Here is a 20,306-nt window from a genome sequence, read left to right as displayed (position 1 = left end):
CTTAATTTAATGCCCATAATAGGGTTTGGTTTAATAAAGAGGTTCCCTCAGGAGTTAAAATCGACTCAGGATGGAATTGAAATCCGCAGGCTTTATGTTGGCTATGACGTACGGCCATTACTGCGCCTTGGCAGTGAGCATTAATGATCAAATCAGCAGGAATTTTTTCACCAATTAGAGAATGGTAACGGGCAATTGGTAGTGGATTGTTTAGGCCACTAAACATAAATTGGTCATCATGTATAGCGAAAGATGTTTTACCGTGTATGATCTCTTTCGCCGATGAAACTGTTCCGCCATAGGCTTCAATAATTGCTTGATGACCAAGGCAAATACCAATTACTGGGATTTTACCCAGTACTGATGGCAGCAGTTTAGGCATACAGCCAGCATCGGCTGGTTTACCAGGGCCGGGAGAGAGTATTAGTACAGGTGAAGACATCCTTTTAAGCCGCTGTTCAATGATGCATCCAGGCAGTGAATTGCGGTAAATAGTGACGGTATGACCTAATACTCTTAATTGATCAACCAAGTTATAAGTAAAAGAATCAATATTATCGAGTAGTAAAATATCAGCCATTAGCATACCTCCAAGCTTTGATGAGATTGCATAATGGCATTGATAACTGCCTGGGCTTTATTGCGCGTTTCGTCCGTTTCAGACTGTGGATCAGAATCTAATACCACGCCAGCGCCGACTTGAACAGCTGCAATGCCGTCTTCTATATAAGCGGCACGAATAACAATACAGGTGTCAAAATCTCCATTGCCCTTGAAATAGCCAATTGCGCCACCATAGCTGCCTCGATTCTCCTTTTCATAGTCAGCAATAAGTGTCATTGCTTTGATTTTAGGCGCACCTGTTAAAGTCCCCATATTCATACAGGCTTGATAAGCATGTAATACATCCAGATCAGCCCTTAATTTGCCAACTACTCGGGAAACAAGGTGCATAACATGGGAATAACGATCAACGGCAGTTAAATGTGCAACATATCGACTACCCGACTGACAAATACGCGCTAAGTCATTACGAGCCAAATCAACTAACATAATATGTTCAGCAAGTTCTTTCTGATCAGTTCGCAGTGCCAGTTCAATTTTACTGTCTAAATCAGCATCTATTTCGCCTAATGTATTGCGACCTCTTGGCCGAGTTCCGGCGATCGGATATAGTTCAATTTGTCGACTTTTGGCGTCATACTTGAGGGCGCTTTCAGGTGAAGCACCAAATAGAGTAAATTCCTGATCTTGCATATAAAACATGTAAGGGCTGGGATTTTGTCTGGTAAGTCGTTGATAGGCACTTAATGGTGCGGTACATGGCAACATAAATTTACGTGAAGGTACTACTTGAAAAATATCACCTTGATAGATGTATTTTTTTAGTTTTTCTACCATGGCGCAGTATTCACTATCGTTTTTATTGACCACTAAAGGTGTTGATATCTCAGCGCCAGTTGGCAAGGGTAATAATGATTGCTGAGTTGCGGTAATAATTGCTTGATGACGGTTTAATATCGTTTTAGCAATCGATTGTTTTGCTGAAAATTGGCCGCTTATGAGTTTTGCTGACTGCTGTTGGTGATCGATTACAAGATAATGTTCAGCTAAATAGAGACAGTAATCAGGACAACGATTAGATTTTGCTATCGGGGGTAAATTTTCAAAATAAGCTACTAAATCGTAGGAGAATAAGCCTGCTAAAAGAATTTTTTCTGCATCAATGGTGTCATGTTTGGCTAAATGATGAATCAAACGTAATGCATCAAAAGATGAAGTTGCTTTTAATCGGCTATCTTCGTCAAGATGGGGTTCAATTTGCGGATAATTAACGACTAATTGACCATCAGACATGATTTTTTCTAATTCACTTGGTAATGCGATGTCAATATGACTTAATAGCGCATTTCCATTAGGACTAAGAGCGGCAAAAGTCACTTGCTGTTGATTGGCGGTAATTCGTAATGCACTATTAACAATCAAGATACTTTGTTGATTTTGCTTGTTATCAACGGCAGCAGATTCTAATAATAGAGTGCCAGGGCGATTGTTGCATAAGTGATGAAATAACAGACAAGGTTCAGGCTGATAGTTAATCTTATTCTCTAATATGCGAAAAGTTGTTTGATTGACTGCTATGTTTTCCATATTAATTGCCTTTCATATTTATATTCATTGGCTATAAAAAACCCGCTTCATGGCGGGTTTCGATCTGGTGTTGTGTTATTTATTCACGCACAGGAAGAAACCACCCATTTAAGGGAATTGCGCCACCGACGGATTTTAGCGACGATAAAAAATACCAATGTCATTTTTGTTCTTCCTCGCAATGTGTCATGATAGATTAGCTATATTGCCATCCATTGTACTAGTAAACTAGATCGTTCGAGTTGTGTCAAGTAATTTATGCCACACTATGAATTTTCTCTATAATTGTCAGCAGTAAAATGAGGGTAAAATTTTGACACAAGACAATGAGAAGCTATCTGTTATTTATGATTTACATTGTCATACAAGAGCTTCTGATGGTGATCTCACACCCTTAGAGTTAGTTGATAGAGCAGTATTAATGGGAGTCGACGTATTAGCGATCACTGATCATGATACGGTTAATGGAATTTTACCGGCACGGCAGTATATTGATGAAAAAAATAAGCCGCTAACATTAATTGCCGGTGTGGAAATTTCCACGCTTTGGCAAAAAATTGAAATTCATATTGTGGGTCTTAATATTAATCTGGATGCAAGCGCTCTTAAACGTTTACTTGAAAAGCAAACGGCACGACGTAATCAACGTGCAGAAAAAATAGGCGATAAATTAGAAAAATTCGGTATTCCTGATGCTTGGCAAAATGCTAAAGGCTATGCAGCAGGGGGACAGGTAACACGTAGCCATTTTGCTCGTTACATCAAGGATTATGCTAAACAAAAAAGTATCGGCCATGTTTTTAAAAAATATTTAACGCGAGGTAAACCAGGTTATGTTCCGGCTAATTGGTGTGAGCTTGATGAGGCAATAGAAGTTATTCATCAAGCGGGCGGCGTTGCCGTCTTGGCACATCCTGGTCGCTACTCACTATCGGCAAAATGGCAAAAAAGGTTAGTTTTATATTTTAAACAGCAACAAGGTGATGCAATTGAAATTGCTCAATGCCAGCAGTCGCCAGATGAACGAAAAAATTTGACTGAGTTAGCTAAACTACATGATTTATATGCTTCGGTCGGTTCTGATTTTCATCGTCCTTGTGCTTGGTCTGAGCTAGGTAGAAATCTTTGGCTACCGGCAGGTGTTGTTCCCGTTTGGCAAACGTGGCGATGAAAATAGGGAATTTTAAATATTATATAGTAAGCGGTTTAGTTATATTGATAGCTTAATTTTCAAGTTTAATTAAATAATATATAGAGAACATTCATGGGACAATCTTTGCAAATTCACCCGCAAAATCCACAACCTCGCTTAATTAGCCAATGCGTAAATATATTAAACAAAGGCGGCATTATTGTTTATCCCACTGATTCTGGTTATGCAATTGGATGTAAGTTAGATAATAAAAACGCCCTTACGCAAATTTGTCGCCTACGTCAATTGGATTCTCGTCACAATTTTACGCTGATGTGTCGTAATTTATCCGAAATAGCTGAATATGCTTATCTGGACAATCCTGTATTTAGAATGATTAAAAATAGTACACCAGGTCATTACACCTTTATTTTACTTGCAACAAAAGAAGTACCCCGTCGGATAATGAATAAAAAACGTAAGACAATAGGGATACGTTTACCTAGCAATCCAATTGCAAGAGATCTGCTTGATGGAATTGGCGAACCTTTATTATCTACTAGCTTAATATTGCCAGGTGATGATTTTGCACAGTCTTCCGCCGAGGAGATTGAAAGTTTAATTGGCGAACAAGTTGATTTAATTATCAATGGCGGTTATATAAGTGAAAAACCAACTACGGTGGTTGATTTAACGGAGAGTACCCCAAATATCATTCGGGTTGGAATGGGCTCACCCATACCATTTGAATAAAAAAACTGCGGCTGGGGATAATAGAAAAACTGTGTATAATAAGCACAGTTTATTTTTTTAAGTTATTTTTATGATTATGACGCCTGTGAAGGTGACACAAGAGGTTTACGCTATGAGCGTTAAAAAGCAGAAAAGTGAAAAGTTACAAAAAGTCCTTGCTCGTTGTGGTTATGGTTCGCGCAGGGAAATAGAAAGTTTTATTCAATCCGGCAGGATCAGTGTTGATGGTCAATTAGCGACGTTGGGTGACCGAATAGAAGTTAAGGCTAACACTAAAATTCGCTTAGATGGTCACCTGTTAAGGATCAAAGAATCAGAGAAAACCATTTGTCGGATATTAGCTTATTATAAGCCAGAAGGTGAGCTATGTACTCATCATGATCCAGAAGGACGTCCAACCGTATTTGATCGCTTACCAAAATTAACAGGTTCTCGCTGGATTGCGATAGGGCGCTTAGATGTTAATACGTGTGGTTTATTATTGTTTACTACAGATGGAGAACTGGCTAATCGTTTGATGCATCCACGTCATGAGGTTGAACGTGAATATGCCGTTCGTGTTTTTGGTGAAATTAATGATGCTAAAATTCGTCAATTGACCAAAGGTGTTCAACTGGAAGATGGTGAAGCTAATTTTAAGACCTTGAAGTTTCGTGGCGGAGAAGGCATGAATCAATGGTTTAATGTTACTTTAACTGAAGGTCGTAATCGTGAAGTAAGACGTTTATGGGAAGCAGTAGGCATTCAAGTCAGTCGCCTGATTCGTGTTCGTTATGGTGATATTTATTTACCAAAAGGATTACCTAGAGGGGGATGGACGGAATTAGGTTTAGCACAGATTAATTATTTGCGTCAACTGGTTGGTCTTAGTAATGAAACAGCCAGTAAGATAGCAGTTGAGCAAGATAGACGTCGTATTAAAGCAAATCAGATTCGTCGTGCTGTAAAACGACATACACAAGTTTCTTCGATGCGGGCAGCAAATAAACGAGCAACTGGAGCCGCAAAGGGACGTAGTAAGCCTGCGCGTAAAGTGTAATATAAAATTAAAGGTAATATTAGAGTCTAATTTAGCTACCTAATACTTGTTTAATCGATAAAAAGAGTGCTATATAAATACTTTTAATTTAATTGAGAAGAACCTCAAAATAAGCTACTTTCATTAGGTTAACTTGATTAGAGGGTTGAAATTTTATATGCCACAATTTTGGCAAATTATCGCTAACAGCCTATTTGTATTGCTGTTAGCAAGCTGTGATGAGCGGCAATTAACCAATTCAGCTGATGGGAAATTTTACATTAGTCATAATAATAAGGATGCACTTTATTTTAAGATTGATAATCATCCTGTTAAACTTGTTCAAGGTGAAATTAAACAAGTTGATTTACAATCTGGCAAGCATACGATTGAATATCCTCTTGGCCAAAAAACTGAATTTATCATTTATCCTGGTAACCAGGGTGGAATTATTAATCCTACCCAACAATATTATTATGCATACAGCTCGGTTTTCAAAGAAATCATATCTAACCAATTACTCTCTTTAAAGTATAATCAGATTGTTGTTGATGGAATAAAAGTACAGGGCCCAATATTAAGTAGTAATGCCTTATTTATTGATAATAATGTTTTTAAATGTGATTACCCTATAGGCACATCCTTTCTGAATGTTTTAGCCTTGAATAAAAGCAAACAATCAGAGGGGCATGTGGAAACAAAATGTTTCACTAAAGAGGAGTTTATTGATTTTTTGTCAGTAGTAGGATCAAAAGTTAATAATATTCAAATTGTTGATAAAGGCCTAAACGAACAAAATACGGTAACTCATTCATTTGAATATGCACTTCCAATTGCAAATTTCAATAATTATTCTTTACAATCTTATGCTAATAAAATTGTCGAAATTGTTGATAATTTTAAAAACATCAGTAATGTAGAATCTAAGGCACAAATCTATGAAGAATATTATCAATATCTTTACAATATGGCGAAATTGTATAGCACTTTCCATTTGGGGCAGAATAAGCATGATCGTGATGAATATTCTGCTTTTATTAATCAAACAAATATGATTTTTAATGCAGGGATATTAAAGCGTCGCCCAGCAAATACCTATAAAGCTCACTAATTGAATAATAACTTTATTTGATAATTAGTTACATCACTCATTATTAATTTTTTGCTTTTCGTTTATTACGTCAATATTAATTTGCCACGCCTGGTTTACGATTAGGCTGTGCATCAAAACTTATTCCTGATTCTTTAATACTGTCTTCTCCCATTAGATAAAGATATAGCGGCATAATTTCTTGTGAGGTCTTTAACTTCATAGGATCCTCTGAGGGAAAAGCGTCTGCTCTCATTTGCGTTCTTGTTCCTCCAGGATTAATGCAATTAACCCGTAAATTAGTCTCTTTATATTCATCAAATAATATCTGCATTAGACCTTCCGTTGCGAATTTGGAAACCGAGTAGGCACCCCAATTAGCTCGTCCTCGTCTACCGACGCTTGATGTAGTAAATATTAAAGAACTATTAGGTGCTTGTAAAAGCAGTGGTAGTAGCGCTTGTGTTAGCATAAAAGTTGCATTAACGTTTACTTGCATAACGTCATGCCAGAGTTTTATGGGTTGATCAATAATCGGTGCAATTTTTCCTAATATGCTGGCATTATGTAATACACCATCAAGATAGGGATAATTTTGGTTAATGTCAGTTGCTAATTCATGGCATTGTGATTCAGTTATTGTTAACAAATCAAGTGGATAAATAGAAACTGAAGGTATAAATTTGCTATTAGAAATAATTTCCTGTTTAACGTGTTCTAGTTTTGCCAGTGTTCTACCGACTAAAATAAGATTAGCGCCATAACGTGAATAAGTTAATGCCGCTTCACGTCCAATGCCATCGCCAGCGCCTGTAATTAGAATGTTTTTTTGGTTAAGTAGATCAGCTTTAGCTTGGTAATGTAACATGATATTTTCCTACTTTTGATTATTCAAATTTATTAATGAGAGTTATAAGCACTTTATCAAGTTTTTAGTTACAATACCCCCATTGTTTATATTCTGTAAAGAAGGATAGAATTGTGGAATTTCTTTCATCGTATGGATTATTTGTTGCTAAAATAGCTACAGTATTTGTTGCTATTATATTGATTTCATTATTTATTTTTAGCATTGGGCTGCGTAAGCAGAACAAAAAAGGTGATTTAAAACTTATTGATTTAAGTGAAGCTTATCGCGAACGTCAGCGTGAAATGCAACAGGTTAAGATGAGTGATGCTGAATACAAAGTTTGGTTAAAAACCTATAAGAAACAACGTAAAATTGAAGAAAAAAAGCAGAAAGCGGATGCTAAAGTTGGTCAAACAACGCTAAAAAAACCTTGTCTTTTTGTAATTGATTTTAAAGGCAGCATGAATGCTCTGGAAGTCAATGCATTACGTGAAGAAATTACTGCAATTCTATCAATTGCTGACAACAAAGATGAAGTTTTACTGAAGCTTGAAAGCCCAGGTGGTGTTGTGCACGGCTATGGTTTAGCTGCCTCTCAACTAAATCGTTTACGAGAAAAAGGCCTGAAATTAATTGTTTCGGTGGATAAAGTAGCGGCAAGCGGCGGTTATATGATGGCTTGTGTCGCCGATCATATTGTGGCGGCTCCCTTCGCCATTATTGGCTCTATTGGTGTGGTTGCTCAAGTACCCAATTTTCATCGATTACTTAAGAAAAAGGATATTGATGTAGAATTGCATACTGCCGGAGAGTATAAACGCACACTAACTTTGTTAGGTGAAAATACCGAGCAGGGACGCAAGAAGTTTGTACAAGATTTAAATGAAACACATCAACTATTTAAAGATTTTGTGCATCAAAAACGGCCAGCCCTTGATATCAATGCTGTTGCAACAGGTGAGCATTGGTATGGTGTCCAAGCGAAGGAAAAAGGCTTAATTGATGAGATAGGCGTTAGTGATGACATTATTATCAATCAAATTGAATCACGTGAAATTATTGCGGTGACTTATACGCCTGCGAAACGTTTTGTTGATCGCCTAATGGGCAGCATGATAGAAAATGCAGATAAGTTGTTAATACGCTGGTGGCAAAGAGGACAGAAACCACTATTTTAAATTAAGATTAAGAAATAAATACCGGCGTTTTCAGCCGGTATTTTTATAACGTGATGGTTAAAATTTAATTATTCTATTGCAAATAAAATATTAATTAATTACTTAAAAACATGATAAATAATTTTATATACCATCATTAAGCTATTTTATTAGGAAATTAATTTCTTTCTAAAAATTTTATTTATTTATCTGTTTGAACAATGTTTTTGATACTTTTTATATAATTTTATTGATTTTTTTTATAATGTATTCATAACTTATTGAAGTAATTTTTGTTGTTATAAGAATAGCAGTGAATAAAATAAGTGGTTGCGCATCATTTTTTATCAGGTAGAGTGTAGGCCTTTTATTACTTACTATGCTTTACTTTTGTCATGGTTTTACTGACAAAATTGTATTATTGAATCTGATTACAGTATGAATTAACAAAGGTTTTTATCTTTATGGCGAAGTATTTAAGCAAAAAAAAGTTGATATATTGTAAATCTGACGCAATATAAAAAGAGATTTCATTTCATCTGGCTTGAAAGCCAGTACGCTTAGACAATATTTTAGGTAAAGATAACTATGGGTAAAGCTCTTGTTATTGTGGAGTCCCCGGCAAAAGCTAAGACGATCAATAAATATCTTGGTAATAACTACGTTGTTAAAAGCAGCGTAGGGCATATACGTGATTTGCCAAAAAGTGGTGGTTCCAGCTCACAAAAGAATACAAACTCAGCCAACAAGGTTAAAAAAGTAAAAAAAGATGAACATGAGGCGCTTGTAAATCGAATGGGAGTTGACCCATACCACGGGTGGAAAGCTAATTATCAAATTTTACCTGGCAAAGAAAAAGTCGTTGCTGAATTAAGATCGCTCGCTTCTGACGCTGAACACATCTATCTGGCAACGGATCTCGATCGTGAGGGGGAAGCGATTGCCTGGCATTTGCGAGAAGTGATTGGTGGTGATAATCAACGCTTTAGTCGAGTAGTTTTTAATGAAATTACTAAAAACGCGATTAAGCAGGCTTTTGATAATCCCGGTGAATTAAATATTGATCGTGTTAATGCGCAACAAGCTCGGCGTTTTTTAGATCGGGTTGTTGGTTACATGGTTTCACCATTATTATGGAAAAAAATTGCTCGCGGTCTTTCTGCTGGTCGTGTTCAATCAGTTGCTGTGCGTCTAATTGTTGAACGAGAACGCGAAATTAAAGCATTTGTTCCACAAGAATATTGGCAGCTACATGCCGAATTACTTACCCTTGATACGGCATTAATTCGACTGGAGGTCACACACGAAAAGGGTAAACCGTTTAAACCCATCACCAAAGCACAAATTGATGCTGCCGTTGCATTATTAAAAGATGCACATTACCAGGTAGCAGATCGCGAAGATCGCCCCACAATTAGTAAACCTAGCGCCCCTTTTATTACCTCAACGCTGCAACAAGCGGCAAGCACACGTCTAGGCTTTGGCGTTAAGAAAACCATGATGATGGCACAGCGGCTTTACGAAGCAGGTTATATTACCTATATGCGTACTGACTCGACTAACTTAAGTCAGGATGCTTTAACTATGGCCCGCGATTATATTGAGAATAAATTTGGTAAAAAATATTTACCTAAACAGGGGAATGTCTATACCAATCAAAAAAGTTCTCAAGAAGCACATGAAGCTATTCGTCCTTCAAATATTGAGGTTAATGTTGACTCTTTAACAGGGATGGAGGCGGATGCTAAAAAATTGTATCAGCTGATTTGGAACCAATTTGTCGCGTGCCAAATGACACCAGCAGAATTTGATTCAACAACATTAACCGTCAAAGCTGGAGATTTTGAATTGAAAGCTAAAGGGCGTATTTTGCGTTTTGATGGTTGGACCAAAGTTATGCCTGCATTACGCAAAGGTGATGAAGATAAAATATTACCAATGGTTAAAGTTGGTAATCAGCTTGAATTAGATAAATTGTCTCCCAGCCAACACTTTACTAAACCTCCTGCGCGTTTTAGCGAAGCTTCACTGGTTAGAGAATTAGAAAAACGTGGAATTGGCCGGCCATCAACCTATCCGGTTATAATTTCAACTATCCAAGATCGAGGCTATGTAAAAGTTGAAAATCGCCGTTTTTATGCTGAAAAAATAGGTGAAATAGTTACTGATCGGTTAGATGAAAATTTTAGTGAATTAATGGACTATGATTTTACTGCTCGAATGGAAGATCAACTTGACTTAATAGCAGAAGATCGTATTGAGTGGAAGAGTGTTTTAGATGAATTTTTTGCTGCTTTTACTGAGCAGCTTGAAAACGCCAACAAGGCACCTGAGGAAGGCGGTATGCGACCCAATCCGATGGTATTAACATCGATTGAATGTCCTGACTGTCACCGAAAAATGGGAATTAGAACTGCTTCTACGGGTGTTTTTCTTGGATGTTCTGGTTATAGCTTACCAACCAAAGAGTGTTGCAAAAAAACAATTAATCTAATTCCAGAAGATGAATTATCAAATATTCTGGTAGGAGAAGAAGAGGATGTAGAAACACATGCTTTGCGGGCCCGCCGGAGATGTCCTAAATGCACCACCGCGATGGATAGTTACCTTATTGACAATAAACGTAAATTACATGTATGTGGTAATAATCCAGTATGTAATGGTTATGAAGTTGAAGAAGGTGAATTCCGTATTAAAGGCTATGATGGGCCAGTTATTGAATGCGATAAATGTGGCTCAGAAATGCATCTGAAAATGGGGCGCTTTGGCAAATATATGGGATGCACGAATGACGCTTGTAAAAATACTCGTAAGATTTTAAAGAGTGGTGAAGTGGCTCCACCTAAAGAAGATCCTATTCCACTGCCAGAATTAGTTTGTGAAAAATCAGATGCTTACTTTGTATTAAGAGACGGTGCGGCGGGAATATTTTTAGCTGCTAACACTTTTCCAAAATCAAGAGAGACTCGCGCACCATTGGTTGAAGAATTGGTGCGTTTTAAAGATCGTTTGCCCGCCAAATTTAGCTATTTAACCTTAGCGCCACTGACAGATCCTGAGGGTAATAAAACAATTGTTAGATTTAGTCGTAAGACCAAACAACAATATATTTCCTCAGAAAAAAGTGGTAAAGCAACTGGCTGGAGTGCATTTTATATTGATGGTAAATGGATAGAAAAAAACAAATAAAAGCTTATCTGCTTCCTATAATTAAACAAGGCTACTGATTTCAGTAGCCTAATTTTTAGTTTACTTATCCTCGGTATTTCAAATCATAACAAGGATTAATATCTATGAAATTAAAAATGTTACTAATTGTGGGCGCTTTTTTCACTGCAACTTCGCTAGCCAAATCAATTACAGTCCCAATGCAGATAGTTACAGCAAAAAATAACGGTCAATCCGTTGGTAAAATTACCATCACGGAAACGAAGTTTGGTTTATTGTTTACTCCGCAATTACAAGGACTAGTGCCAGGAATACATGGTTTTCATATTCATGAACATCCTAATTGTGATGCTTTACAAAAAGAGGGAAAGTTAATAGCAGCAGGAAAAGCAGGTGGCCATTTTGATCCCAATAAAACGGCTAAACATAAAGGTCCATATGATAGTAGTGGGCATTTAGGTGATTTACCGGGTTTAGTCGTTAATGCAAATGGTAGTGCTGATTATGCTATTTTAGCACCGCGCTTAAAATTAATAAGTCAAATTAAGAATAGAGCATTAATGATCCATGAAGGTGGCGATAATTATTCAGATCATCCAGCAACATTAGGTGGTGGTGGTTTAAGGGTAGTTTGCGGTATTATTAAATAATTAATTTATTTTTAAGCCATGCAAAGTTAGTTTAGGAAATCTTTAGTAATAGATAATGGCTTTGTTTGGCTTTTTATTTTTAACATTCAGTCAATTAATAAATCTTGTCAAAATTTATATTCATTATAACTAATAAATATATAATTAATTGTTAGTAAAATAAGTTAATTATATTAATAATATTTTATTTGTAATTTATTTGTTGTTATATTCACAACCACATATATTATTGATTATAATAAATAACACTTATATTTCTTTTTGTTATAATATACTTACTATAAGTTATTAAATAATTAATCCTTTATTCAATTTATAGGACGCTGAATAAGATGAAATTACAGCAATTACGTTACATTGTAGAGATTGAAAATCATAATTTAAATGTTTCATCAACAGCTGAAGGGTTATATACATCACAACCAGGTATAAGCAAGCAGGTTCGTATGCTTGAAGATGAACTTGGAGTGCAAATTTTTGGTCGTAGTGGTAAACATTTAACGCATGTTACTCCCGCCGGAAAGGAAGTGATAAAAATTGCTCGAGAAGTGATGACGAAAATGAACGCTATTCGAGCAGTCGTTGGTGAACATACTTACCCTGATCGCGGCATATTGGCGATTGCTACTACACATACTCAAGCAAGGTATGCTCTTCCTCCGGTGATTAAGCAATTTATCGAACATTATCCACAAGTTTCCTTACATATGAGCCAGGGCTCGCCAATCCAAATTGCGGAAGATGTCAGTAAAGGAAATAGCGACTTTGCTATTGCAACTGAAGCTTTACATCTTTACAAAGATTTAGTGATGTTACCTTGTTATCATTGGAATCGATCGGTTGTCGTTAAAGCAGATCATCCTTTGGCTGGCAAGAAAAATATTACTATTAATGAACTCGCTCAATACCCGATTGTGACTTATACCCATGGTTTTACCGGTCGTTCTGAGTTGGATGAGGCTTTTTTTAAGGCAGGTTTACAGGCTAAGATTATTTTTACTGCTACAGATGCTGATGTTATTAAGACTTATGTAAGATTAGGTTTAGGTATAGGAATTATTGCTAGCATGGCAGTTGATCCTATTCTGGATCAAGACTTAGTTATTATTGATATGCGGGATAAGTTCAGCTATAGCACCACAAAAATAGGTTTTCATCGTAATAGTTTTCTACGTAGTTATATGTATGATTTTATTTGGCGTTTTGCACCACATTTAACACCTGATGTTGTTGATAAAGCGATCTCTTTGCGTTCAAATGAAGAAATCGAAGAGATGTTTAAAGGGATTCAATTACCAACAATATAATTTTAGTAAAAATTGGCATTTATTCCTATTAACCATTTTTTATTTTATATTTTTTCTTATGCATTAATTTCATATCAAGCTAGAGCTATTTATCGTTAATATTTTTTTATTTATTTTGAACAAAATCATATTTAATGATCATTATGTGTTACTTAAGCGAAAAATATTTCTAATATAATATCTTTATAAGATGCGTCACCTTTGCTAGTTAGATAAAAAATAAAAAAAGGAGGAGTTATGTCGTTAAGTATAAGAACGGACTGTGCATCCACACTCTCCGCTGGAAGTAAACACTATGAATATTTTAGCTTGTCTAAAGCAGCAAAACAGTTAGGTGATATTTCGAATCTTCCAAAATCACTTAAAGTACTGTTTGAAAATTTGCTGCGCCATCTTGATGGAAAATCTGTCGTATTAAAAGATTTACAGGCGATGGTTGATTGGCAGCATACTGGGCATGCTGAGCGTGAAATTGCCTATCAACCCGCCCGAGTTTTGATGCAGGATTTTACCGGTGTACCAGCAGTTGTTGATCTTGCTGCAATGCGTGAAGCCGTGCAACGATTAGGTGGTGAGGTTAATAAGGTAAACCCATTAACACCTGTCGATTTAATTATTGACCATTCAGTTATGGTTGATGAATTTGCTACCCCGCAAGCCTTTACCGATAACGTAAAATTTGAAATGCAACGCAATCATGAGCGTTACCTTTTTTTACGTTGGGGACAAAAAGCATTTAATCGTTTTAGGGTTGTGCCGCCCGGAACGGGTATTTGTCACCAGGTAAATCTTGAGTATTTAGGTAAGGCAGTGTGGTATGAAGAACGAGAAGGAAAATTGTTCGCTTATCCAGATACATTGGTTGGCACAGATTCTCATACCACGATGATCAATGGTTTGGGGGTCTTAGGTTGGGGGGTAGGCGGTATTGAAGCTGAAGCCGCGATGTTGGGACAACCGATTTCGATGCTTATTCCTGATGTAGTTGGTTTTAAATTAACAGGTAAACTCAAAGAAGGGATCACTGCTACCGACTTAGTTTTGACAGTGACGCAAATGTTGCGTCAACATGGTGTAGTGGGGAAATTTGTTGAATTTTATGGTGATGGTTTGGCCGATTTACCCCTCGCGGATCGCGCTACCATTGCCAATATGTCACCTGAATATGGTGCTACATGTGGTTTTTTCCCCGTTGATGAAATCACGTTAAGTTATATGCGGTTAACAGGACGTTCGGAAGAAGAAATTGCTTTAGTTGAAAACTATACAAAAACACAAGGATTATGGCGTCATCCCGGCGAAGAACCTATTTTTACCAGTACATTAGCTTTAGATTTAGCCTTGGTTGAAGCAAGTCTGGCTGGACCAAAACGCCCTCAAGATCGGGTTGAATTGAGTCAGGTTCCGCATGCGTTTAAAAATTCAGTTGATCTTGAATTAAATAAATCAACCAAACAGCATGCGCCCTCGGTCAGTTATGCTGGTAAAAATTTTCAATTGCAAGAGGGTGCGGTCGTTATTGCAGCAATAACTTCCTGTACCAATACTTCAAACCCAAGTGTTTTAATGGCGGCAGGGTTATTAGCCAAAAAAGCAGTTGAAAAAGGTTTAGAGCGTAAGCCTTGGGTAAAATCTTCGTTAGCGCCAGGCTCAAAAGTGGTTACTGATTATTTAGCTAAAGCCGGATTGACGGATTACTTAAATCAATTAGGTTTCAACCTAGTCGGTTATGGCTGTACCACTTGTATTGGTAATTCAGGGCCACTACCGTCGCCAATAGAAGAGGCAATCAAGAAAAATGATCTTACTGTCGGTGCGGTGCTATCAGGTAATCGAAATTTTGAAGGTAGGATCCATCCATTAGTAAAAACTAACTGGTTAGCTTCGCCACCTTTAGTAGTAGCTTATGCTTTGGCAGGTAATATGCAAATAAATCTTGCTAATGAGCCGTTAGGACAAGATAAGAATGGTAACGATGTATTGCTAAAAGATATTTGGCCAACCAGTCAGGAAATTGCCAATGCAGTACAATTGGTAAAATCTGACATGTTTCATAAAGAATATAATGCGGTTTTTGATGGCGATGCAGCATGGCAGGCACTTGATGTAAAAAGTTCAGCCACTTATTCATGGCAGCCTGATTCAACTTATATTCGTAATCCACCTTTCTTTGATGGTATGCAGCTAGTACCAGCGCCTATCACTGATATTCATGGTGCCCATATTCTGGCTATATTAGGCGATTCTGTTACCACCGATCATATTTCACCAGCCGGCAATATTAAAGCGGATAGTCCCGCTGGTCACTACTTACAATCACATGGCGTTCAAGCAAAAGATTTCAATTCGTATGGTTCAAGACGAGGTAATCATGAAGTTATGATGCGAGGTACATTTGCCAATATACGCATTCGTAATGAAATGCTGCCTGGTGTTGAAGGGGGATTTACTCGCTATATCCCCACACAGACTCAGCTAGCTATTTATGACGCCGCTATGCAATATCAGCAAAATAAAATACCGTTAGCTATTATTGCTGGTAAAGAGTATGGCTCCGGATCCAGTCGTGACTGGGCGGCTAAAGGAACGCTACTTCTAGGAGTAAGGGTAGTTATTGCTGAATCTTATGAACGAATTCATCGCTCTAATTTGATTGGGATGGGGGTTTTACCGTTAGAATTTCCGGCCAATGTAAATCGTAAAACGTTAAAATTGACAGGTGATGAGACAATTGACATTGCAGGCTTGCAATCGATTACCCCAGGCGAGATGATTACAGTCAATATTACTGATAAAAATGGTCAGATAATGACAATTGCTATGCGTTGCCGAATTGATACGATGACTGAATTAGAATACTTTCGTCATGGCGGTATTCTTCATTATGTTATTCGTCAAATGGTAAAATAAATGTATTTAAACCATCAAAAACTGCTCTGTAAAAAACAGACAGTTTTTGATAATAATTGGTTGATTATGTCTTGTCATCATCAGATAGAATATGGCCTAATTTGCTGGCTTTTACATTGAGATAGTCGCTATTTTTAGGATTACGACCAACAATAAGAGGAACGCGTTCTACGACATTAATTCCGGCTTCTTTCATAATTTCTAGTTTTTTAGGATTATTCGTTAATAATATCACTTCATTGATAGCGAGTAATTTATACATGTCCGCACAGATAGTAAAATCACGCTCATCGGGTTTAAAGCCAAGTTTTAAATTAGCTTCAACAGTATCCAGACCTTGATCCTGCAGAGAATAGGCGCGTATTTTATTTAATAATCCGATATTACGCCCTTCTTGACGATGGTAAAGTAGTACTCCGCGACCCTCTTGTGCAATTTGTTTAAGTGCTGCTTCTAGTTGAAACCCACAATCACAACGTAAACTAAATAAGGCATCACCGGTTAGACATTCCGAGTGGATACGGGAAAGAACGGGTTTTCCATCAGTAATATCACCATAAATAAGTGCTATATGATTATTACCATTAACGATTTCTTCAAAACCAACGAGGAGAAACTCACCAAAAGGAGTGGGTAGCTTGGCTTCAGCTATACGTTTTAGCTGCATAGTGTTATACATAATGAACAAAACTCTGGATTTAAAATTAAGGAAAAATGCGTTAAAAAATAGTTAAATATAGTTATCAAGTTGTTTTTCACCTATATATTTTACTAGGCTAGTGGATATCATCAGCAGATAAGATTATGTTCATATTACTACAATATGATTATTAAAAAATTAACTATTTTAATTATAAGCACATTTTGCTTATCAATTTAGATTGAAGCTTTGTGATTGAAATGGGCGCTAATTTCAATAAATGATCTGAATGTTTATTCACTTATTGAAAAAAATAGCCAGCAACACTAGTATTTCGTGGAACGGGATAAATTCAAGCAGAAATTTTTCATTAAAATAATTTTGTACCATTAACATGATTTAGCAAATTTTTTGTGATAATGCATTATGTTATCTACCATTGAAATGTTTATTTAAATAAAAAGGTGAGTGTTGATATAATTCGCTTTCTTTATTGGGTTATCAAATGTTAAGTTAACAAAAAAAGTGATTTAACCACTTTTCTATCATTAAGCAATAATAGGAAAAAATGTGAAATATTTTTTAATTTTATTACTTGCTATAGCCATTTTTATTGTTTCCGTGACACTTGGCTCAAGCAATAATCAGATAATAACATTTAATTATTTGATTGCCAAAGGTGACTATCCAATATCAACATTACTAGCAATCCTTTTTGCGGTTGGATTCGTATTGGGTTGGCTTATTTGCGGGGTATTTTACGCTAAGGCATTAATTTCATTATCTAATGCAAGACGTAAAATTAAACGACTAGAAAGTCAATTAGTTGAATCACCTCCAAGTGAACATGACGCTAAAGTGGCGCTTGTTACAAATGAAAAAAGGTAATTTTTTATGTTAGAGCTGTTATTTCTGCTACTGCCTATTGCCGCTGCCTATGGTTGGTATATGGGACGCAGAAGTGCTCAACATGATAAACAGCAAAGTGCCGATCGTTTATCCCGTGAGTATGTAGCTGGTGTTAATTTCTTACTGTCTAATCAACAAGATAAAGCTGTTGATCTGTTTTTGGATATGCTTAAAGAAGATAGTTCGGCGTTTGAAGCTCATTTAACATTAGGAAATCTTTTCCGCTCAAGAGGTGAGATTGAGCGAGCTATTCGTATTCATCAATCCTTGTTTGAAAGTAACTCATTATCATTTGAGCAGAAACTACTAGCCACACAGCAGCTTGGACGCGATTATTTAGCGGCTGGGGTTTATGATCGCGCAAGAAATATTTTTTTGCAGCTAGTTGATGAGCAAGATTTTCGCTTTAGTGCACTCCAATCTTTACTCACTATTTATCAAGCAACGAGCGATTGGCATAAAGCAATCGATGTTGCTGAAAAATTAGTCAAAATGGGCAATCCTCAACTAAAAGAAGAAATAGCTCATTTTTATTGCGAACTTGCGCTCATGGAATTGAGTAGTGACAATCTAGATGGGGCATTTCTTTTACTGAATAAAGCTGCCCAAGCAAATAAAAACGGAGCGAGAGTTTCTATTATGAAAGGACGCATTCATATCGCTCGTGGTGAATATGAAAAAGCAATTTCAATACTTAAGCAAGTTTTTGACCAAGATAGAGATTTAGTTAGTGACACTTTAGCCATGCTTTATGAATGTTATTATCATTTAGTGGCTTGGGATGATTGGGAAGCTTATATCCAGCAATGTGTTGCCGGCGATTGTGGGGCAACTGCACAGCTTTATCTTGCAGAAATAATTGAAAAAAGAAAAGGACCGGAAAAAGCACAAATATTTATTAAACAGCAGCTAGAACGTCACCCAACGATGCGATTGTTTTATAAATTGATCGATTATCATTTAGCAGACGCAGAAGAAGGTAGAGCAAAAGAGAGTTTAGAATTATTGCGCAATATGGTTGGTGAGCAAATTCGTTTAAAACCTGATTACCGTTGTCGTAAATGTGGTTTTACTACCCATTCTTTATATTGGTATTGTCCTTCATGCCGCTCTTGGGATACGATCAAACCAATAAAAGGCCTTGATGGTCAGTGACAACGTAACTGATATTACATTTATTAAATTTAAAAAGGTTAAAAATGATAGCCCGTACGCAAAATAAACTTTCCGTCTCTACTAATTCCCCCGTTATTGTTGCATTAGATTATCATGATCTAACTAAGGCATTATCTTTTGTTGATAATATAAGCCCGCAGGATTGCCGCCTAAAGGTGGGTATGCAGATGTTTACTTTATATGGCCCACAATTTATTCAAACTCTACATAACCGAGGATTTCACGTTTTCTTAGATTTGAAATTTCATGATATTCCCAATACCGTTGCACAGGCCGTTAAAGCTGCTGCAGAAATTGGTGTTTGGATGGTTAATGTACATGCATGTGGTGGCGCTAGAATGATGATGGCAGCTAAAGAAGCATTAGTTGAGTATGGTAAAGATGCACCACTATTAATTGCGGTCACTGTATTAACCAGTATGGAACAAGCGGATCTACACCAGATTGGCATTAAACAAACACCGGCTGATCGCGCTTTGCAACTAGCAAAATTAGTCAACCAGTGTGGGGTGGATGGCGTTGTCTGTTCAGCTCATGAAGCTTTAACACTGAAATCAGCTTGCGGTAATGATTTTTTATTAGTTACGCCGGGAATTCGTCCCACAGGTGCACAAGCGGGTGATCAGCGGCGAATAATGACACCAGAGCAGGCTATTAATGCTGGAGTTGATTATATGGTTATTGGTCGTCCTATTACTCATAGCGCGGATCCAGCGTTAACTCTGACGCAAATTAATCGTTCAATTGGATGGATAAAATGAGTGACTCGCGTTTAGTTTATTCGACAGAAAGTGGCAGAATTGTCGAAACAGAAAAAAAATCATCACCAACAAAAGGCGATGGTATTATTCGTATCAGACGTGAAAGCTCGGGGCGAAAGGGTAAAGGAGTTTGTATTATTACCGGCTTGGGTTTGAAAAAAGATGAATTAATTTTGCTTGCTGCTGAGTTAAAGAAAAAATGCGGTTCAGGTGGCTCAATTAAAGCGGGTAATATTGAGATTCAGGGTGACAAACGGGAGCTTATCAAGCAATTATTAGAAGCTAAAGGAATGAAGGTTAAGCTGGCCGGTGGCTAATCATATTGTTAAATAAAGCCAGATAATTAACTGGCTTTATTGTTGTTTGTTGAGCGCGACTATTATTTAGCGACTTGGTGACCAATTAAACCACCAATAGCAGCACCACCTACCGTGCCTAATCCACTTCCTTCAGTCAGAATAGCCCCACCGACGGCACCAATGCCAGCACCGATAGCGGTATTTTTATCGCGTTTTGACATATTAGAGCAGGCTGTAATAGACATGAGGGAAAAGACCGATATTAATATTAGCAATGTGTGTTTTTTTGAACGCTTCATTCTTCTATCCTATTGATATGATATATTAAATTCAAA

At 36.9% G+C, this 20,306-nt stretch carries 18 protein-coding genes; 13 read left to right on the top strand and 5 right to left on the bottom strand.

The window, feature by feature from the left end; translation table 11 throughout:
- Position 1: 1 nt before the first annotated feature.
- Both QE177_RS07270 and QE177_RS07265 read right to left on the bottom strand, forming a co-directional pair.
- Positions 2-580, bottom strand: a complete 579-nt coding sequence (locus QE177_RS07270) for a gamma-glutamyl-gamma-aminobutyrate hydrolase family protein (RefSeq protein WP_280548322.1) — start codon at positions 578-580, stop codon at positions 2-4.
- A complete protein-coding gene (locus QE177_RS07265) occupies positions 580-2,151 on the bottom strand; it encodes an anthranilate synthase component 1 (RefSeq protein ID WP_280548319.1) in 1,572 nt (523 codons plus the stop codon). Before QE177_RS07265 ends, QE177_RS07270 begins: the two co-directional genes overlap by 1 nt.
- Before the next feature lie 313 nt (positions 2,152-2,464).
- Between QE177_RS07265 and QE177_RS07260 the strand changes: the two genes are divergently transcribed.
- From QE177_RS07260 to QE177_RS07245, 4 genes are all read left to right on the top strand, one after another.
- Positions 2,465-3,322 carry a PHP domain-containing protein gene (locus QE177_RS07260; protein WP_280548317.1) on the top strand — a complete coding sequence of 286 codons (858 nt, stop codon included), beginning with the start codon at positions 2,465-2,467 and terminating at the stop codon, positions 3,320-3,322.
- Positions 3,323-3,415: 93 nt separating this feature from the next.
- Positions 3,416-4,036, top strand: coding sequence for an L-threonylcarbamoyladenylate synthase (locus QE177_RS07255; RefSeq protein WP_280548315.1), 621 nt, complete (start codon positions 3,416-3,418; stop codon positions 4,034-4,036).
- Between the two features lie 112 nt (positions 4,037-4,148).
- Positions 4,149-5,075, top strand: a complete 927-nt coding sequence (rluB, locus tag QE177_RS07250) for a 23S rRNA pseudouridine(2605) synthase RluB (protein WP_280548313.1) — start codon at positions 4,149-4,151, stop codon at positions 5,073-5,075.
- Between the two features lie 145 nt (positions 5,076-5,220).
- Complete coding sequence (locus QE177_RS07245) at positions 5,221-6,165, top strand: hypothetical protein (RefSeq protein ID WP_280548311.1); 945 nt, start codon at positions 5,221-5,223, stop codon at positions 6,163-6,165.
- Between the two features lie 76 nt (positions 6,166-6,241).
- Here QE177_RS07245 and QE177_RS07240 read toward each other — a convergent pair whose 3' ends face one another.
- A complete protein-coding gene (locus tag QE177_RS07240; RefSeq protein ID WP_280548309.1) occupies positions 6,242-7,012 on the bottom strand; it encodes a YciK family oxidoreductase in 771 nt (256 codons plus the stop codon).
- Between the two features lie 113 nt (positions 7,013-7,125).
- On the opposite strand from QE177_RS07240, the gene sohB reads away from it, so the two are divergent.
- The 5 genes from sohB (at position 7,126) to acnA (ending at position 16,186) form a co-directional block, all read left to right on the top strand.
- Positions 7,126-8,172, top strand: a complete 1,047-nt coding sequence (gene sohB, locus QE177_RS07235; protein WP_280548307.1) for a protease SohB — start codon at positions 7,126-7,128, stop codon at positions 8,170-8,172.
- A gap of 567 nt (positions 8,173-8,739) precedes the next feature.
- Positions 8,740-11,340: a type I DNA topoisomerase gene (topA, locus tag QE177_RS07230; protein ID WP_280548305.1), complete on the top strand. Its 2,601-nt coding sequence runs from the start codon at positions 8,740-8,742 to the stop codon at positions 11,338-11,340.
- 104 nt (positions 11,341-11,444) lie between these two features.
- The gene (sodC, locus tag QE177_RS07225; RefSeq protein ID WP_280548303.1) at positions 11,445-11,969 is read left to right on the top strand and encodes a superoxide dismutase [Cu-Zn] SodC; all 525 of its coding nucleotides are present in this window, start codon (positions 11,445-11,447) and stop codon (positions 11,967-11,969) included.
- A gap of 332 nt (positions 11,970-12,301) precedes the next feature.
- Positions 12,302-13,276, top strand: a complete 975-nt coding sequence (gene cysB, locus QE177_RS07220) for an HTH-type transcriptional regulator CysB (RefSeq protein ID WP_280548301.1) — start codon at positions 12,302-12,304, stop codon at positions 13,274-13,276.
- Positions 13,277-13,513: 237 nt separating this feature from the next.
- On the top strand, positions 13,514-16,186 hold the full coding sequence (gene acnA / locus QE177_RS07215) for an aconitate hydratase AcnA (RefSeq protein ID WP_280548299.1): 2,673 nt from the start codon (positions 13,514-13,516) through the stop codon (positions 16,184-16,186).
- 64 nt (positions 16,187-16,250) lie between these two features.
- Here the strand turns inward: acnA and ribA are convergent, their stop codons facing one another.
- Positions 16,251-16,853, bottom strand: a complete 603-nt coding sequence (gene ribA, locus QE177_RS07210; RefSeq protein WP_280548297.1) for a GTP cyclohydrolase II — start codon at positions 16,851-16,853, stop codon at positions 16,251-16,253.
- A gap of 543 nt (positions 16,854-17,396) precedes the next feature.
- Here ribA and QE177_RS07205 point away from each other — a divergent pair.
- Genes QE177_RS07205 through yciH form a run of 4 tightly spaced genes read left to right on the top strand, consistent with a single transcriptional unit; the run spans position 17,397 to position 19,989 of the window.
- The gene (locus QE177_RS07205; protein WP_280548295.1) at positions 17,397-17,714 is read left to right on the top strand and encodes a LapA family protein; all 318 of its coding nucleotides are present in this window, start codon (positions 17,397-17,399) and stop codon (positions 17,712-17,714) included.
- Between the two features lie 6 nt (positions 17,715-17,720).
- Positions 17,721-18,890, top strand: a complete 1,170-nt coding sequence (gene lapB, locus QE177_RS07200; RefSeq protein ID WP_280548293.1) for a lipopolysaccharide assembly protein LapB — start codon at positions 17,721-17,723, stop codon at positions 18,888-18,890.
- Positions 18,891-18,934: 44 nt separating this feature from the next.
- Entirely contained in the window at positions 18,935-19,672 is a 738-nt protein-coding gene (pyrF, locus tag QE177_RS07195; RefSeq protein WP_280548291.1) for an orotidine-5'-phosphate decarboxylase, read from the top strand.
- Positions 19,669-19,989, top strand: coding sequence for a stress response translation initiation inhibitor YciH (gene yciH, locus QE177_RS07190; RefSeq protein WP_280548289.1), 321 nt, complete (start codon positions 19,669-19,671; stop codon positions 19,987-19,989). The genes pyrF and yciH overlap by 4 nt, the downstream gene beginning before the upstream one ends.
- A gap of 62 nt (positions 19,990-20,051) precedes the next feature.
- Here yciH and osmB read toward each other — a convergent pair whose 3' ends face one another.
- Complete coding sequence (gene osmB, locus QE177_RS07185) at positions 20,052-20,270, bottom strand: osmotically-inducible lipoprotein OsmB (RefSeq protein WP_280548287.1); 219 nt, start codon at positions 20,268-20,270, stop codon at positions 20,052-20,054.
- Positions 20,271-20,306 lie beyond the last annotated feature (36 nt).

It is taken from the genome of Arsenophonus sp. aPb, from assembly GCF_029873475.1.
Lineage (GTDB): Bacteria > Pseudomonadota > Gammaproteobacteria > Enterobacterales > Enterobacteriaceae > Arsenophonus.
Note: the sequence above shows the minus strand (reverse complement) of the source record. Positions and strands in the feature narration are given on the sequence as shown.

Excerpts from the sequence above, each read along its gene's own strand:
- QE177_RS07270 (WP_280548322.1), bottom strand. The coding sequence starts at position 580 with ATGGCTGATATTTTACTACTCGATAATATTGATTCTTTTACTTATAAC.
- QE177_RS07265 (WP_280548319.1), bottom strand. The coding sequence starts at position 2,151 with ATGGAAAACATAGCAGTCAATCAAACAACTTTTCGCATATTAGAGAAT.
- QE177_RS07255 (WP_280548315.1), top strand. The coding sequence starts at position 3,416 with ATGGGACAATCTTTGCAAATTCACCCGCAAAATCCACAACCTCGCTTA.
- rluB (WP_280548313.1), top strand. The coding sequence starts at position 4,149 with ATGAGCGTTAAAAAGCAGAAAAGTGAAAAGTTACAAAAAGTCCTTGCT.
- QE177_RS07240 (WP_280548309.1), bottom strand. The coding sequence starts at position 7,012 with ATGTTACATTACCAAGCTAAAGCTGATCTACTTAACCAAAAAAACATT.
- topA (WP_280548305.1), top strand. The coding sequence starts at position 8,740 with ATGGGTAAAGCTCTTGTTATTGTGGAGTCCCCGGCAAAAGCTAAGACG.
- sodC (WP_280548303.1), top strand. The coding sequence starts at position 11,445 with ATGAAATTAAAAATGTTACTAATTGTGGGCGCTTTTTTCACTGCAACT.
- cysB (WP_280548301.1), top strand. The coding sequence starts at position 12,302 with ATGAAATTACAGCAATTACGTTACATTGTAGAGATTGAAAATCATAAT.
- acnA (WP_280548299.1), top strand. The coding sequence starts at position 13,514 with ATGTCGTTAAGTATAAGAACGGACTGTGCATCCACACTCTCCGCTGGA.
- ribA (WP_280548297.1), bottom strand. The coding sequence starts at position 16,853 with ATGCAGCTAAAACGTATAGCTGAAGCCAAGCTACCCACTCCTTTTGGT.
- lapB (WP_280548293.1), top strand. The coding sequence starts at position 17,721 with ATGTTAGAGCTGTTATTTCTGCTACTGCCTATTGCCGCTGCCTATGGT.
- pyrF (WP_280548291.1), top strand. The coding sequence starts at position 18,935 with ATGATAGCCCGTACGCAAAATAAACTTTCCGTCTCTACTAATTCCCCC.
- yciH (WP_280548289.1), top strand. The coding sequence starts at position 19,669 with ATGAGTGACTCGCGTTTAGTTTATTCGACAGAAAGTGGCAGAATTGTC.
- osmB (WP_280548287.1), bottom strand. The coding sequence starts at position 20,270 with ATGAAGCGTTCAAAAAAACACACATTGCTAATATTAATATCGGTCTTT.